General features: G+C 48.1%; 12 protein-coding genes. 4 read left to right on the top strand and 8 right to left on the bottom strand.

Going from position 1 to position 15446, the window contains the following annotated elements; translation table 11 throughout:
* Positions 1 to 48: 48 nt before the first annotated feature.
* Positions 49 to 1422 (top strand): phosphoglucosamine mutase, encoded by a 1374-nt coding sequence (glmM, locus tag SYN6312_RS06165; RefSeq protein ID WP_015124001.1) that lies wholly within the window; start codon positions 49 to 51, stop codon positions 1420 to 1422.
* A gap of 285 nt (positions 1423 to 1707) precedes the next feature.
* Entirely contained in the window at positions 1708 to 3363 is a 1656-nt protein-coding gene (locus tag SYN6312_RS06160) for an alpha-amylase family glycosyl hydrolase (protein ID WP_015124000.1), read from the top strand.
* Positions 3364 to 3565: 202 nt separating this feature from the next.
* Here SYN6312_RS06160 and SYN6312_RS06155 read toward each other — a convergent pair whose 3' ends face one another.
* The 4 genes from SYN6312_RS06155 to SYN6312_RS06135 all read right to left on the bottom strand — a co-directional run bounded on the left by SYN6312_RS06155 (position 3566) and on the right by SYN6312_RS06135 (position 8775).
* Positions 3566 to 5920 (bottom strand): ComEC/Rec2 family competence protein, encoded by a 2355-nt coding sequence (locus SYN6312_RS06155; protein WP_253276426.1) that lies wholly within the window; start codon positions 5918 to 5920, stop codon positions 3566 to 3568.
* 127 nt (positions 5921 to 6047) lie between these two features.
* On the bottom strand, positions 6048 to 6311 hold the full coding sequence (locus SYN6312_RS06150) for a hypothetical protein (RefSeq protein WP_015123998.1): 264 nt from the start codon (positions 6309 to 6311) through the stop codon (positions 6048 to 6050).
* Positions 6312 to 6580: 269 nt separating this feature from the next.
* Positions 6581 to 7225 carry a TIGR04282 family arsenosugar biosynthesis glycosyltransferase gene (locus SYN6312_RS06140; RefSeq protein WP_015123997.1) on the bottom strand — a complete coding sequence of 215 codons (645 nt, stop codon included), beginning with the start codon at positions 7223 to 7225 and terminating at the stop codon, positions 6581 to 6583.
* Positions 7226 to 7239: 14 nt separating this feature from the next.
* Positions 7240 to 8775 carry an ABC transporter permease subunit gene (locus SYN6312_RS06135; RefSeq protein ID WP_216594186.1) on the bottom strand — a complete coding sequence of 512 codons (1536 nt, stop codon included), beginning with the start codon at positions 8773 to 8775 and terminating at the stop codon, positions 7240 to 7242.
* Between the two features lie 469 nt (positions 8776 to 9244).
* On the opposite strand from SYN6312_RS06135, the gene SYN6312_RS06130 reads away from it, so the two are divergent.
* A complete protein-coding gene (locus tag SYN6312_RS06130; protein WP_015123995.1) occupies positions 9245 to 9613 on the top strand; it encodes a DUF3592 domain-containing protein in 369 nt (122 codons plus the stop codon).
* Between the two features lie 79 nt (positions 9614 to 9692).
* Here the strand turns inward: SYN6312_RS06130 and SYN6312_RS18250 are convergent, their stop codons facing one another.
* The 4 genes from SYN6312_RS18250 to SYN6312_RS06110 form a co-directional block, all read right to left on the bottom strand.
* Positions 9693 to 11546 carry a cobyrinate a,c-diamide synthase gene (locus SYN6312_RS18250; protein ID WP_015123994.1) on the bottom strand — a complete coding sequence of 618 codons (1854 nt, stop codon included), beginning with the start codon at positions 11544 to 11546 and terminating at the stop codon, positions 9693 to 9695.
* A 3-nt stretch (positions 11547 to 11549) separates the two neighbouring features.
* Complete coding sequence (cobJ, locus tag SYN6312_RS06120; protein ID WP_015123993.1) at positions 11550 to 12971, bottom strand: precorrin-3B C(17)-methyltransferase; 1422 nt, start codon at positions 12969 to 12971, stop codon at positions 11550 to 11552.
* A 3-nt stretch (positions 12972 to 12974) separates the two neighbouring features.
* Positions 12975 to 13889, bottom strand: a complete 915-nt coding sequence (locus SYN6312_RS18245; RefSeq protein ID WP_156804746.1) for a GIY-YIG nuclease family protein — start codon at positions 13887 to 13889, stop codon at positions 12975 to 12977.
* A 167-nt stretch (positions 13890 to 14056) separates the two neighbouring features.
* The gene (locus SYN6312_RS06110) at positions 14057 to 14260 is read right to left on the bottom strand and encodes a hypothetical protein (RefSeq protein WP_015123990.1); all 204 of its coding nucleotides are present in this window, start codon (positions 14258 to 14260) and stop codon (positions 14057 to 14059) included.
* A gap of 64 nt (positions 14261 to 14324) precedes the next feature.
* Here SYN6312_RS06110 and aroB point away from each other — a divergent pair, with 64 nt between their 5' ends.
* Positions 14325 to 15440, top strand: coding sequence for a 3-dehydroquinate synthase (gene aroB, locus SYN6312_RS06105; protein WP_015123989.1), 1116 nt, complete (start codon positions 14325 to 14327; stop codon positions 15438 to 15440).
* Positions 15441 to 15446 lie beyond the last annotated feature (6 nt).

Below are 15446 nucleotides of genomic sequence, written 5' to 3'. Positions count from 1 at the left end.
ACCCTGTCTGCCCGCCATCATCTTGACCGACTTGAGGAGTGAGTGATCATGTCTGCGGTTAAATCTACGCCAATTCGCTTTGGTACCGATGGCATTCGGGGCCGAGCGGGTGAATTATTAACTCCCAATTTGGCGATGGAGTTGGGCTACTGGGCCGGGCGAGAATTAGCCGCATCTCAATCCTCTGGGCAGCCATTCATCCTAGGTCAGGATTCCCGCACCTCTAGCGATATGTTGGCGATGGGCCTGGCAGCGGGCTTAACAGCGGCAGGCTTAGAGGTTTGGCAAGTGGGCCTGTGTCCAACTCCCTGTGTGGCTTATTTGGTGCATCACTCCGAGGCGGTGGGCGGGGCGATGATTTCCGCTAGTCACAATCCCCCGGAAGATAATGGGATTAAAATTTTTGATGCCCAGGGCAATAAGCTCCCCCAAGACCTGCAAAAAGCGATTGAAACCCATTTGAATCAGGCCGGGGCCTGGGAAGTGGCCAGTCATTGGGGTCATAACCTGAATCGTCCCGAATTACTCCACACCTATGGCCAGGCCTTGACGAACTCTTTGGGGGCAGATCAACCTCTGGCAGGGATGAAGGTGGTTTTGGATTTGGCCTATGGGGCGGCGGTCTCTTTGGCACCACAGGTGTTTGAGCAACTGGGGGCAACGGTGATTTGTCTCCATAACCAGGCCAACGGAGAAAAAATTAACGTCAACTGTGGCTCGACCCATTTAGACCCCTTACGTCAGGCAGTGCAGACATACCAGGCCGATTTGGGCTTTGCCTTTGATGGGGACGCGGATCGGGTGCTGGCGGTGGATGGCCTGGGGCGGACGATTGATGGGGATCATATTCTTTATTTTTGGGGACAAACCCTGCAACAGGCCCAACAACTACCGGGGGATTTAATCGTCGCGACTGTTATGTCCAATCTGGGCTTTGAACGGGCCTGGGAGCAACGGGGCGGAACCTTAGTGCGGGCAGCGGTGGGCGATCAATACGTTCATGCCGAAATGTTGCGCTACGGGGCGATGTTGGGGGGTGAGCAGTCGGGGCATATTCTCTGTCGGCACTACGGGATTGGTGGGGATGGGCTGTTGACGGCGATTCACTTGGCAGCCTTGGTGAAGCAGGCTGGTTGCACATTGCACCAATTGAAGGATGCCAGTTTTGAGTCCTATCCCCAAATTCTCCGCAATGTCCCCGTGATGGATCGGGAACGCCGCCTGGCCTGGCAAGACTGTCAACCGCTCCAAACCCTGATTGAACAAGCCACCGCTGACATGGGCGATCAAGGGCGGATTCTCGTCCGGGCTTCGGGCACAGAACCGGTCATTCGGGTCATGGTGGAGGCGGTTTCGGCTACCTTGGCTGAGCATTGGACTAGCCAGTTAGTGACCTCCGTAGAAACCCACTTGGCCGCCTAAGCCCTTTTTATAGAATGCATTTGGTATCTCTGGCGGCCTTTGACTCAACGAGGGTTTACCCATCAGGGCCTGGGATGGCTGTCAATCAAACGCGAACTTTATCAGCAAAGATAGTACGAACGTTGAAGCCCCCACAATTTTCTCAGCAATCACCAACGAATCGAGAGACGATAGAATTGACGGATGCAGTGTGCCTTATTCCCCTACATTTCCCAAGTTTGAAAAAGGTTTTAGATCGCAGGTCAATATTGATTCCAATCAATGCTTTTTACCATAGGGGACTTTATGACACACCCGATTGAATTTCAATTATTTGCCCCCTACAACAAAGCAGTCGCCTTGATTGGGTCATTCTCGGCCTGGGAAGATATTCCAATGCAACAAGGAGAAGATGGCTATTTCCGCGCTCAAGTTGAGCTGGAGGATGGCACCTATCACTATAAATTCCGGGTTCAGTCAAAAAGCTGGTTTGTCGAGCCGGATCAATGGTTAGAGGTTGTTGACCCCTATGCCACAGATATTGATAATTCGACTCAAAATGGGGTTGTCCAAATCAAAAATGGCAAAAAAATTGTTGATACCTACATTTGGAAACATGACGATAAACCCTTGCCCAGCGATCGCGAGTTAGTCATTTATGAACTGCACGTGGCTGACTTTTCTGGGGGCGAACCAGACCGCTATGTGCGCGGTAAATATAAACACGTTGTCGAAAAGTTAGATTTTCTTGCTGACCTGGGTATTAATGCCATTGAACTGATGCCGCTCAAAGAATATCCGGGGGATTATAGCTGGGGGTATAACCCGCGTTACTTTTTTGCTGCAGAATCAAGTTACGGCTCAACGGACGAGTTAAAAAATCTGATTGATGAATGTCACGCCCGCGGGATTCGGGTCATCATGGATGGGATTTACAATCACTCAGAATCGTCTAGTCCCCTGACACAAATTGACCATGATTACTGGTACCATCATTCTCCCCGGGATCCTGATAACAACTGGGGGCCAGAATTTAATTATGACTTTTATGATGAAAACCTAGATGTTAAACCGGCCTGGACATTCATTGGTGATGTTGTTCGCTATTGGATTGAAGAATATCATGTGGATGGCATTCGCTACGATGCAGCCCGGCAAATTGCTAATTATGACTTTATGCATTGGATCGTTGCCGAAACTAAAAAAACAGCCGGAGTTAAGCCATTTTATAACATTGCCGAACATATTCCAGAGACAACTAGTATCACAAATGTCGATGGCCCGATGGATGGGTGCTGGCACGATAGTTTTCGTTCTGTAATTACCGGCCACATCTGCGGCGATATGTTTGATATCGAACAGCTTAAGGATGTGATTGACTGCAAGCGAAAAGGGTTTATGGGGACAACTAATGTTGTTAATTATCTAACCAATCACGACCACAATCATATCCTGGCAGAATTGGGCAATCGAAATATCTTTAATGATGAAGCCTTTAAGCGAGCGAAGTTGGGTGCGGCGATCCTGATGACGGCGGTGGGTGTGCCCTTGATTTGGATGGGAGAAGAATTTGGTGAGTATAAACATAACACCCAAGAGCAAGCAAAAGTTGAATGGGCACTGTTAGATAATGATCTAAATGGGGAATTGTTTGAATACTATAAAGGGCTGATTCATCTGCGGAAAAACAATCAGGCTTTGTATGTGGAAAATATTGACTTTTTTCACGAAGATCCTAACTCACAAGTGCTTGCTTACACGCGCTGGAATGAGGAAGGCTCACGGGTTGTTGTTGTTGCTAATTTTTCGGGTAACTTCTGGGCTGGCTATACCGTTCCTCACTTCCCAGCCAATGGAACCTGGCACGAATGGACAGGCGATTATGATGTTGAGTCTGGGGCCGACAACATGATGATTGACTTGGCAGAATACGAAGCCAAAGTGTTTGTCTGGCAGGGCTAATTTCGGCTAAATCTTCAGAAATTTGCCACATAGGGCTAGAGTCCATGTGAAAATCACCACACAGTTTAGCCAAGAACTTATGTTGACGTAGTCTATCGGAGGTGTTGAAAACTCCCGATCATGATCTGGCTAAGCTAAATCTTTGTTTTGTTCAACTCCTCTGACGACAAGTAGCAACACACAGGTTGACCCCAAATGGGTTCTATAAGCCACTCTCCCCAGTATTTTGGTTGGGTAAAAATCGCCCACTGGGTTGCCACTGAACGGCCCCATCTTGACCAGCCCAATAATAAGAAATACGGCGGGATTTCAGTTGATCTTGCACAGCCGGTGGGAGTTGGGCAGTGGTTAAAACGAGGGCCTGGGGTTGGAGAATGTCTAGGAGATTGGGATCAAACTTACGCCCCCACCACCACAGGACATCTGGCCTGGGTAAATTTGCCGACCGTAACCAAATAGATTGTCCCAAGGATCGGGGTGGTTCACTAATAAACAGCCATTTCTTGCCTTTAATCGTCATTTGGATCACAGCCGGATCAGCCCGCAGCAACTTGAGAGCCACATCCCCCAGTTGAGCTTCTTGATCCAAACGGAGCGGCTGTTTGTCACTGGGTAGTTTACTGACCATTTCCCGATAGTCCTCATCACTGCTGGCCGTGGGAATTTCACTGATGCGGGTGATGGGGGTTACTTTGGCTAAATCAGCCCAACCGCCTTGATCTCGACTTTGACGGGTCGTGGCAATAGCCCAATGAATTTGGTTAATCCCTTGTGCCGCCAGAAAAGATCCCAGGGATGTCCCGGCGTTTTTGAGGTCCCCACTATTGATCACGACATTGCCGCCAGGTTGCTGGATCACCATGATTGGGGTTTGGGTGCTATCGAGAACCGTGACCCGAAACGTATTGGTTTGTAATAGTAAAAATGGGACGATTACCAGGCCCAGGCCAGTACCGAGGGCTAATATCCACCGCCGTTGCCACCAGGGATGCAGCCAGACCAGAAGGATTAACCCATAGAGAGCAAAGACTTGCGTCCAGCCCAAGGCTCCTAAGGCCAAAAGACTATAGGGTAAGCTGCCAAAGAAGTTTACAAGCCAGAGCAAAATTAGCGTGGGATAATACATGACCCAGGCCAAGAGTGCCCCCAAGGTTGGCCAAATTACGGCACCCAGGCCACTGATAAAACTGCCCACCGTCATCAGGGACAGCAAAAAGGTCGTAATCACATTCACAATCAGGCCATAGGTGGGAAAGACCCCAAAGATAGCCAGGGCTAAGGGAAATATCCAAATATTGGCGGCTAAGGGAATTGCGGTTAAATTTGCCAGCGGGCCGGGGAGCCAACTGAGCCTTGCTTCAATGGCCGCAGCGGAGACAATCAAGCCCAAGGTGGCCAAAAAACTGAGCTGAAAGCCTAAATCTTCACTCCAGAGGGGATTGACAAGGAGCATGATCACGGCAATGGCTAAGAGTAAGGCAGCAGGTTGGTTTTTACTATCCCCAGCTAAGGCGACCAGGCCTGCTAATCCCATCAGCACGGCTCGCATGACCGAGGGAGCAAACCCACTCAGACCAGCAAAGACAATCAGGGCCGCCCCACCGATTTGTAACTGGCGACTTTTGGGCAAGGGTCGGGCCAGCACCATGACTAACCCCAGGATGATGGAGGTCTGAAACCCTGAGGCTGCCATGGCATGGGATAGGCCCACCCGCCGGAAAGCATCTCCAATAAACGCCGGAACCCCAACGGCCCGACTGCCCAGTAACATGGCACTCAAAAGTGGTCCCAATTCTGGCCCCAGCTTTTCCCCTTGAGCCGTGAAGATCCGCTCTCGTAAAGCCCACAGGCCCCAGGGTGAACCCGGTTTGAGAATTTTTGCATCCCGGCCAGCCAACCCGGCAAAGGTACGTTCCAGTTGTAATTGCCGTTGAAAGTTAAAGGCCCGATAAAAGGCATTCCCGCCCGCTTTGGGTTGATAAAGAAATCCCGTGATAGCAACGGTTTGGCCTGGCCGAATGTCTTGACCCGCCTCCTCTGGCACGGTGACGTATAACCGCCCACTGGCCTGGCCCTGGAGCATTGGTTCTCCTCCATCCCGTGGAAGATGTTGATAGCGTTTGACCCCCATAAAAAAGCGATATTTCCCGGCCCGATTCAGGAGCGGATAGGTTTCCACATGACCTTCAACCATGACTGTGGGTTCAGCCCCCATGGCCGTTAGCCGAGTCACGACCCGACTAATATCTGTCGCCCCAGGGTTAGGGGTTCGTAAAAATAGATAGGCCATGGCTAATAAGGTGATTCCGGTGGCAATTAACCAACTCCGGCCTGGGGGCAAACTCCGCCAAAATTTCGGCCAAATCGGGGCCTGGTTACGACAAACACTGATCAGAAGTCCGAGGACTAATGCAATGATCCACCCCCAAGGCGCCCCCCCCAAGTACAGCCCAACAATGAAGGCTAATCCCCATAAAATGGCATCGGCCTGGATGAACGGCAACGGCATGGCTGGGAGTCTCGCAATCGGCGGCAATGTTGCCCACAATTTAACCACAAGCCGGAAAAATATCTCGGTTATTCAGACTACACGGGGGGCATTTATTTGAGCTACGTTGCCTCTTAAAGCTTTTTCCTACCTTGTTTTAGTAATTTCTAACGATACAAGCGGGCCTCATTTTTACTTACCCCAATAACCTGTTGTAGTCTGCATGAGTACCTACCCAAAACCGAATCACTCTATCTCCCGCTAACTCTCCAACTGCTCGATAGTCTTTGGTGATCCGGACAGAATAAATGGCGAGGTTAGGATGAACTTTCTTAAATCGCAGACTTGGATAGCTCGCATCTTTCTGAAACTGAAGATAGGTGGCAAGAGCTTGTTGTTGAATATGTGGCGGTAAATCAGCAAATAGTTTCCAAAACTGGGCAGTAGTGCGTGACTTCACAAGGTTTCTGGATCTAGTTCTTGGGTTTGACCGGCATGATACTCGAGCATTGCTGAGGCTGCGAGTTTTGCAAGGGTATCTGGGGAGCGAGAAAATGCTTCATCCCACCGCTATTCATCCTCAATTTCCGCCAAAATTATTGTTGCGACTGCATTTTGCTCACTTTCAGGCAGGGTTTGTAATTTAGCTATCGCCTGCTCAAGTAATTCACTCATGGCATCTCCGCTCAAGAATTTCCGATATTTCTTTAAAGCTTATTATCTCAGTTTCTATACGGATTGCGGAGGAAGCCAATCTCCAAATCTGGCCTGGTGTAAATGGCGTAAATCTGCGGGGCGATCAATGTCGGTTAATTCGGGTAACAGAGCGGTGGATAATCCTAAATCTTGGGCAATGGTGAGGGATTTTCTCAGGACTTGATCGCTACCCCAGGCCATGTTTTGAAATAATTCTGGAATGAGCTTTTTCAGGCCAATTAAGTAATAGCCGCCATCTTGGGCTGGGCCAATGACGAGATCATGATTGGTTAATGCCGCTTGGGCCTGGGTGAGGATGGGAACGGTTAATTCTGGGCAGTCCGTCCCGATCACGAAGGCAGGGTGGTCAGTGGTTTGAAAGTGGTGGCCCAAGGCATAGAGCAATCGCGCTCCCAAGTCTCCTTCTGGTTGTGTTTGATAGTTGATTCCGGTTCCTAACCAAGTCTGCATCAGAGCTAAGTCTCCCCCGGTAAACCAAACCATAATTTCCAGAGGTTCAGGGATGGCTTGGGCAAAGGTTCTGGCCTGGTGAAGGGTATGCTCGGCCATTGTTTGATGGAGTTGGGCGGCTCCTGTGGCTCCTAAGGCCGGAATTAACCGGGTTTTGCTGCGGCCGGGTTCAGGGTGACGGGTAAAAATGAGCAGGCCAAGGGTCATTGCTGAGGCGGCGATTATTTAACTGAGGTGATGATCTTGTGGGGCTGTTTGTCAGGATAGAGCCGGTATTCCAAATAATCAAACCCGCGGGCCGCAATCACAGTCATGATCAAGTAAATAATCGCGACAGTGGTGTAAATTTCAAAGGGCCGATACTCATCTGCGACAATTAACTGACCTTTCCGAAACAGTTCTTCATAGCCAATCACCGCCACCAAACTGGTATTTTTGAGCATCGAAATAAACTCATTCCCGAGGGCTGGAACCATTTGCCGAAAGGCCTGGGGAAAGACCACATGACGTAAGGTTTGCCAACCACTAAACCCCAAGGATTCGGCCGCTTCCTGTTGGCCTTTTTCGACCGCTTGGAGGCCACTGCGTAAAATCTCGGCCATGTAGGCGGCTTCATTCAAACTGAGGGCGGCCACAGAGGCGACAAAGCGGTCGGGACTAAAATCTAAGCCCAGGCCTTGGACAATTCCCGGAATCCCAAAGTAGATCATAAAAATTTGGACGAGCAGGGGTGTTCCCCGGAAAAAGTCAATGTAGATGGCACTCAGTCCCAGGCCCCATTTGTTTTGAGATAAACGCACCAAGGCTAAAACCAGGCCCCCCGCAATTCCCAAAACAATGGATGCGGTGGTGAGTTGGAGGGTGATCACAGTGCCTTGGAGCAGGGCGGGAACGGAACGCAGGGCAATTTTCAGACTATCCCACAGTCCTGATTGCGTGGAAACCATTTCTTGTTGGGCTGGGGCCAATGCTGGGAGGGCTGGAGCCGGGGACTCGAACCACTGGGTATAAATTTTGTCATAGGTACCATCTTTAAGGATTTTGTCCAGGCCTTGGTTAATCAGTTTTAGGTAGGGAGATTGCTGTTGGGTGGCGACTCCATAATATTGTCTGGTTTCTTCTTGCCGAAAGACTTGAATTTGGCTGAATCCACCGCGAGCAATGCTGTAAAGCAAGGTCGGTGTGTCGTTAATGATGGCATCGACATTTTTACTAATCAGGGATTGGATACTCAAATCGGTGGAGTCGTAAATAATCACATTGGCGTTGGGGATTTTTTTAGCCTCGTCTGCGGAAGCCGTGCCAATTTGCACCGCAATTCGTTTACCGGCTAAGTCCTTAAAGGTTTTTAGGTTACGGTTGGCCGGTAAAACCCCAATCGCAAGGGTCGCTTCAAAGTAGGGACGGGAGAAATCCACCACCTCAAGCCGATCTGCCGTAATCGTAATCCCAGAGGCCGCCGCTTGAATTTGTCCGACCGCTAAAGCCGGAATCAGGCCATCAAAGTTCATGGTTTTGAATTCCACCGCCAGGCCCACGGCTTGACCCACCGCCCGCATTAAATCGACATCAAAGCCGACGACCTCGCCTCCTCCAGGTTGAAACTCAAAGGGGGCAAAGGTGGGTTCCAGGCCAACTTGCAACACCTTGGAAAGACTTTGATCATTGCGAGTACAGCTAGAAATAGCCAGAAAAATGATCAAAATCCCACTCAAAACAAGACGGGGCCAGGCCTGGAACACAGCGGGATACTCCACAAAACAAGCTCATAATACCCTGTACCATAGCGGGGGGCGGTCACCTGAACAGTAGCCCATGACTCATTTTGAGTTCAATCTAGCCCCAGCCAGGCAGCAGAGTATCAGTCGAATCGGGTAGATTTTGCATTGTTTATTGCAGTCTGGGTCAGGCCATTACCGTTGATTTGCCGTTTTCTGATCACAATGATGCCTGATATAGCAATTCCACCCAGTTATACAACTCCTCAATGCTAAAAATTCTGCTACATCAAGGCTCTGCTATTTGGAAATTAAAAAGGATTGCTATATCCCACGCCTGGGGGCAAGAGCAAGAAGTTTTTAGGATATCCATAGAGCCAATTGTTTTCAGCCTCGATCACACATATCCGCAACTCTGGAATCGCCTAGCTCAAAGCACTCAGATAGCGGTCTCTAAAGTAGTATTGGGATGTACTCAGTGGTTGGTTTAGTTTCAGGAAAAACCAGGATGGTCATCTTAATTTTGGGTACTGGCGCGCCTCTAGGGACAGTAATCCTGATTGGGCTAGTTGCTCTTCTATTTGTTTGTGTTGCCCTTTTTATCCTCATACCGAGGATCAATGAGAAAACTCTGCGCCGTAAAGGACGTTTTATTCAAGCAACTGTTGTAGACGTGCGAGATGATCGAACAGATTTTCAGACAATAGTAACGTATGAATTTTTTGATCCTAACACTGGTAAGAAATATTGCCGGACAGGTGTTTTAGAGCGTAGTCTTGGTCTACCAAGGGAAGGCGGAGATATAGAAGTTATCTATTTGCCCGACAATCCCACGGTATCAAGACTTAAGTACGAAGAAGGGTTTGAAAGCCGTTGAAAAGCTATAGCAATCCCACCGGGTTATAGAACTCCTCAATACTGGAAATCCTGTTACCTCAAGGCTCTGCTGTTCAGAATCAAAAAGGATTGCCGCAGTTGGATGATTGCTTCAGGTAATAGGTTTGACACAAGTTCAAAAACCATTTTGGTAGGGACAAACAGCCGCCAAAGTGCAAATGGACATAGGACGCATAGACATTGAATACCTGCCAGCCTTCTGTTTGGGGCCTGCTCCCGTCATAGTGGGTCAGGTGATAGAGGGGAAGAGTCGGTCGAGTTGTTAAGGTTGAGCGATGAAATTCATGGCCAACTATGATCTGAGCATCGGGAATGAGGGCGTTAACCAGGCCTGGATTGGGTTGGACGTGCCGATAGCCGAGGGTGAGCCGTTTTCCCATTTGGGCCGTGGTGGGTAAAATTCCCAGCATTGGATGAGAATGTTGCTCAAAGTCCACAATCGCCTGGCAGAGATACATTAACCCGCCGCATTCGGCATAGGCTGGCAAGCCTTGGGAAATGAGGTGATGTAATTGCTGGATGAGGGATTGATTGGCACTCAACTCAGCGGCAAACATTTCGGGGAACCCACCGCCCAAATATAGCCCGTGAATATTGTCGGGAAGGGACGTATCTGCCAACGGACTCCAGGCCACGAGTTCAAAGCCCACAGATTCCAAAATATCCAAGTTATCGGCGTAGTAAAAGTTAAAGGCGGCATCTTGGGCAATGGCTAACCGACACAGGGCCTCAGGTTGATATTGGGGTTCAGAACTCAAAAGTTGTAGCTCAGAGGTCAAATGGTGCGGTTCAGAACTCGAAAGTTGTAGTTCAGAAGTCCAATGGTGAGGTTCAGAACTCGAAAGTTGTAGCTCAGAAGTCCAATGGTGCGGTTCAGAACTCAAAAGTTGTAGCTCAGAGGTCAAATGGTGCGGTTCAGAACTCGAAAGTTGTAGTTCAGAAGTCCAATGGTGCGGTTCGGAACTCGAAAGTTGTAGTTCAGAGGTCAATTGTTGAGGGTCAGAACTCGAAAGTTGTAGCTCAGAAGTCAATTGTTGAGGGTCAGAACTCGAAAGTTGTAGCTCAGAAGTCAATTGTTGAGGGTCAGAACTCGAAAGTTGTAGCTCAGAAGTCAATTGTTGAGGGTCAGAACTCGAAAGTTGTAGCTCAGAGGTCAATTGTTCTTGCTTTAAGGCTGAAATTTCCAGCTTAGAGGTTAACGGCTGTAGGATCGGTGGGGCTAAAAGGGGGAGTAACTGATCCCAAGCAAAACTGGCCTGGCCCAAGGTGGCGAGACGCTGAATCAAGGCCGGCAGTTCAGGGAGTTCATCGGTGGGAACCAGGCCCAAATGGCGATCCGGGATGGTGATGTCAGCTTGCCGATAAAACACCCCCAGCAGTGGCATATTCAGACTCGCTAAAGCTCTTGACAATAACTCTAAATGACGTTCACTACTAACTCGGTTGAAGACAACACCAGCAATGTTTAACTGAGGGGCATAGGTTTGATAGCCATGTACTAGGGCCGCAATCGAGCGAGAGGTTCCAGCCGCATTCACGACTAAAAGAATGGGTAACTGTAATAGATCGGCAATATGAGCCGTGCTGCCTCGATCCCAAGGTATGACCGGGTTGATCAGAGTCGAACTAGCCCCATCAAATAAGCCCATTACCCCTTCGATCACGACATAATCACAAGCAGCAGTATGGCGGGTAAAGCAATCTTGAACGTAAGTTTCTGAGGTTAAAATTACATCCAAATTCCGACAAGGGCGACCCGTCAGGCGGCGATGAAACATCGGATCGATATAGTCGGGGCCAACTTTGAAAGATTGAATTATTTTAGAGTTCTGTTGGGCTAAGGCTGCTAAAAGCGCAAGAGTGACGGTTGTTTTGCCAACTCCGCTCCGTTCACCCGCAATAATTAAACTCATAACTTAGTAACCCGGATAAAAACGCGGCGTATAAACCCACTGGCGGGAATTATGCTGCATCACTTTTGTTTGACTCGAACCTACCAATACCACTGTCCGCATATCCACTTGATTAATATCTAAGGTTTCTAAAGTTTGGATGATTACAGTTTGCCCAGGCCGGCCCAAATTCCGCCCTAAAATGACGGGGGTTGCTGGAGTTCGATAGCTTAAGAGAATTTCCTTTGCGGTTTCTAACTGCCAGGTGCGTTGGGAAGAGACGGGATTATAAAAGGCAATCACAAAATCGGCCTGGGCGGCATGGATGATTCGCTGGACAATGATCTCCCAAGGTTTGAGAATGTCCGATAACGAAATTACACAAAAATCATGACCCAAGGGCGCACCCACTAATGCCGCCGCGGCCTGGAAGGCGGAAATCCCCGGACACACTGTAACTTGAATCTGCTCCCAACTGGGTTTAGCTCGTTGCTCCAAGACTTCAAACACCGCCGCCGCCATGGCAAAAATGCCCGGATCTCCCGATGACACTACTGCTACAGATTTTCCCATTGCCGCTAAATCTAAGGCCAGTTCGGCCCGATCCAATTCCACCCGATTATCAGATTCATGGCGGGTAATCTGGGGCAAGCGCAGAGATTCTACTAAATTCAAATAGGTTTTATAGCCGACCCAATCCGTAGCTGCGAGCAAGGCTGTTTTCACTTCAGGCGACATCCAGGCCAGATCCCCCGGCCCAGTGCCAACAATGACTAATTTTCCCGGTTGTGATGCAGCGGTTTCCGGGTGATACCGATAAATTAACTGCTTAGAACTGGGTTTTAGTTCAGATAAGGGTGTTTCTAAGTTAGCAATTTCAATAACAAGATCACTGGCCTGGTCAGCGGCTAAAAAAGAAATTTTACTGTCGGTTAACCAAGGAGCATTTCCTAATAGTTTGATTGAAGCTCCACTAAGTAGGTCAGCTAAAAATTCTTTGGCATCTTCAGGATTAACGAGATGATAGCTTGGGGGTGGTGCAAGTAAGGCAGTTTGAAAGCGAATATCTCCAGTAGTGGTAATAGCGGCGTTAACGTCTAAAATATTGGCAATGTGCCGCGCTAACTGATTGGCCCCCTTTAAGCCCCCCAACAACGGCACAACCGCACTCCCATCTTCCGCCACCGCCAAAACAGGAGGTTCTTGCCATTTATTGCTCAGGAGTGGGGCCAATGTCCGAATCAAAATCCCCGCCGCACAAAACCCAATAATCGGCACTCCAGCTTGAAATAACTCCCGAACCGTCTCGCCAAAATCTGTATAGGCAATATCCGGGGCCTGGGTGCGATTGGCTAATCCATAAATTTTTGCATCGGGTAACTGGGCCGTAATTTTGCGGGCGGTAATGACACTGGCCTGGTTCAAAGTCATCAATGCAATGGTCATCTATCAAACCCCCGAAAGTTGATCAATGGGTTTCAACTCCGACATTCGATATGCAATGTAATCTTCATCGGCTAATTGCCTACGTCGCTTAAAGTGGGCATAAAAAAGATCCCAAACCTCTTGTTGTTTAGTTAAGGCTTCTTGTAAATCTGTTGGATTCCTTAGTGCAAAAATTGGTTGATTGCAAATATCAAATAACGTCAGCTTATCTTCATTTATTTCAAGCCAGTTTGATATAGATGAGAATGCAACAAACTCATAAAGCACTTGATTTAAGGAAAAGCTGTAGATTTTAAGAGGATTTATTGCTAACTTATCTTTATGACAATAACTTTTATTAACACACCATGAATCTCTAAACAAACTCCCCTTTCTTTTTTGAGATTTCAGATACGATTTTTCAATTATTTTACAATCACTATATCCTATAATAATTATGATAGATATTGCTTCATTTAGTTGATCATTTTCATTGATTTCGACTTGATTATAATATCCTAAAACTGCAGATCTATATTTTGGAGAGTTTGTAGCTTTATCAGTAATGATCTTTAATACACGTGTAAATTCCTCATTTGCGCTTAGGTTTGGTCTTGTGTAGTTTCTAACTTTAGTGAAGTTTAGAAATGGCTGAAATTGGTGGATATACTCTGTTTCTTTTTCCTTGAGTTGATAAGTGGGTACTTTTTTCCAATAAATTTGATACTGTCGCCTTGTGTTTGTTCGCTTAAGTTGGTCATGCCGATGATGTTTTCTTCCTTCCCAACGAGAACAAAGATTTGTTGAAAGTCCAACATACCAAACTTTATCAGCAGCATCAACTAGAACATAGATTCCTGATTCTGGCGGCAAGCTTTGTCGTTGCTCAAATTCTACACTTGGCCAAGTTTTCCATTCCATAAGTTCATCAATTGGCAAGGATCAACCTTTATAATCTTTATACCTCAAAGCTCTATCGCTCATTAGCTTCTTGACGATCAAACTTGAATAATGAAGTATTTAATGCAACTTCTTCAAAGACCTTTCTTGAATTTTTGAGATGCTGATTAAGAGGCATTTCATTATCCATCTTGGATTTTGCAAAATTATTTATTACCATGACGCACTGCCTGGCCATAAGCAAGTACCTTTTCAAACTCAGGCTCATCCTTAAAAGACCCAGTAATTTCTTGTAGCCAGTTGATTGATTCAGAGGTTGACACTTGCCTTTGCAATTCTGTAATGGCCTTTTCTGCTAAGGTAAGTCGCTCCTCCAGAGAAGTATGAATTGTCTTGCCCTCAACTGTCATCGCCTTCAACTCCTATTTCCATCTATGGGATGCTAGAGTCATGAACTCTAACGCTAGTTTAACGATGTTATCTCGATCTATTCCCGTCAATCTTCCCAACCAGGCCTACAAAGTCGTGATTCAATCTGGCGGGCAAGCATTCCTAGGGGCAATTCTCCAAGGGCAAGGGCTGATTAAACCCGGTCAAAAGCTCCTGGTCGTCTCAAATCCGCAAATTTTTCAACACTATGGGCCAGAAATTATAGACTCTTTGGTCAACGCAGGGGCGGATGTGGAAAAATGCCTAATTCCGGCGGGGGAACGCTTCAAAACCCCGAAAACCCTCCAGAAAATCTACGATGCAGCCTTAGCCCACAGACTTGAACGCGGCTCGGCCTTGGTCGCCTTGGGGGGCGGTGTGGTTGGGGATATGACCGGATTTGCGGCGGCGACTTGGTTGCGAGGGATTGGCGTGATTCAAGTTCCCACTAGTTTATTAGCAATGGTAGATGCCGCTATTGGGGGAAAAACAGGGGTTAATCATCCCCAGGGCAAAAATTTAATTGGGGCCTTCCATCAACCTCGTTTAGTCCTGATTGATCCCCATACCTTGCAAACCCTCCCCCGGCGAGAATTTCGGGCAGCCATGGCAGAGGTGATTAAGTATGGGGTGATCTGGGATGCGGAATTATTTGACTTGCTCGAAAATGCGACTGCCCTCGATCGTGTCCAGGCCGTGAGTGAAGATCTCTTAGCCGAAATCTTAATCCGTTCCTGCCAGGCCAAGGTAAATGTGGTGACAAAAGACGAGCGGGAATCGGGATTACGGGCCATTCTCAACTACGGTCATACCCTCGGCCATGCCTTGGAAAGTATTACCCAGTATCGCCAGTTTAATCATGGGGAAGCGGTGGGCCTGGGAATGTTAGCGGCGGGGGAAATTGCGGTCAGGATGGGCCTGTGGACAGAAACCAATCAAACACGCCAGATGCAGTTAGTTAAAAAAGTTAAGTTACCCACGGCCTGGCCTGGAGATTTAGATTTGGATATAGTTCTAACCCTGTTAACCAGCGACAAGAAAGTTAAAGATGGTCAAGTTCGCTTTATTTTGCCCCAGGCCATTGGTCAAGTAATCATCCACGATCAAGTCCCCGCAACCATCATTCGGGAAGCCATCCGATCCCTCCAGTCCCATGATTAGGCCCAC

The organism is Synechococcus sp. PCC 6312, assembly GCF_000316685.1.
GTDB lineage: Bacteria > Cyanobacteriota > Cyanobacteriia > Thermosynechococcales > Thermosynechococcaceae > Pseudocalidococcus.
Note: the sequence above shows the minus strand (reverse complement) of the source record. Positions and strands in the feature narration are given on the sequence as shown.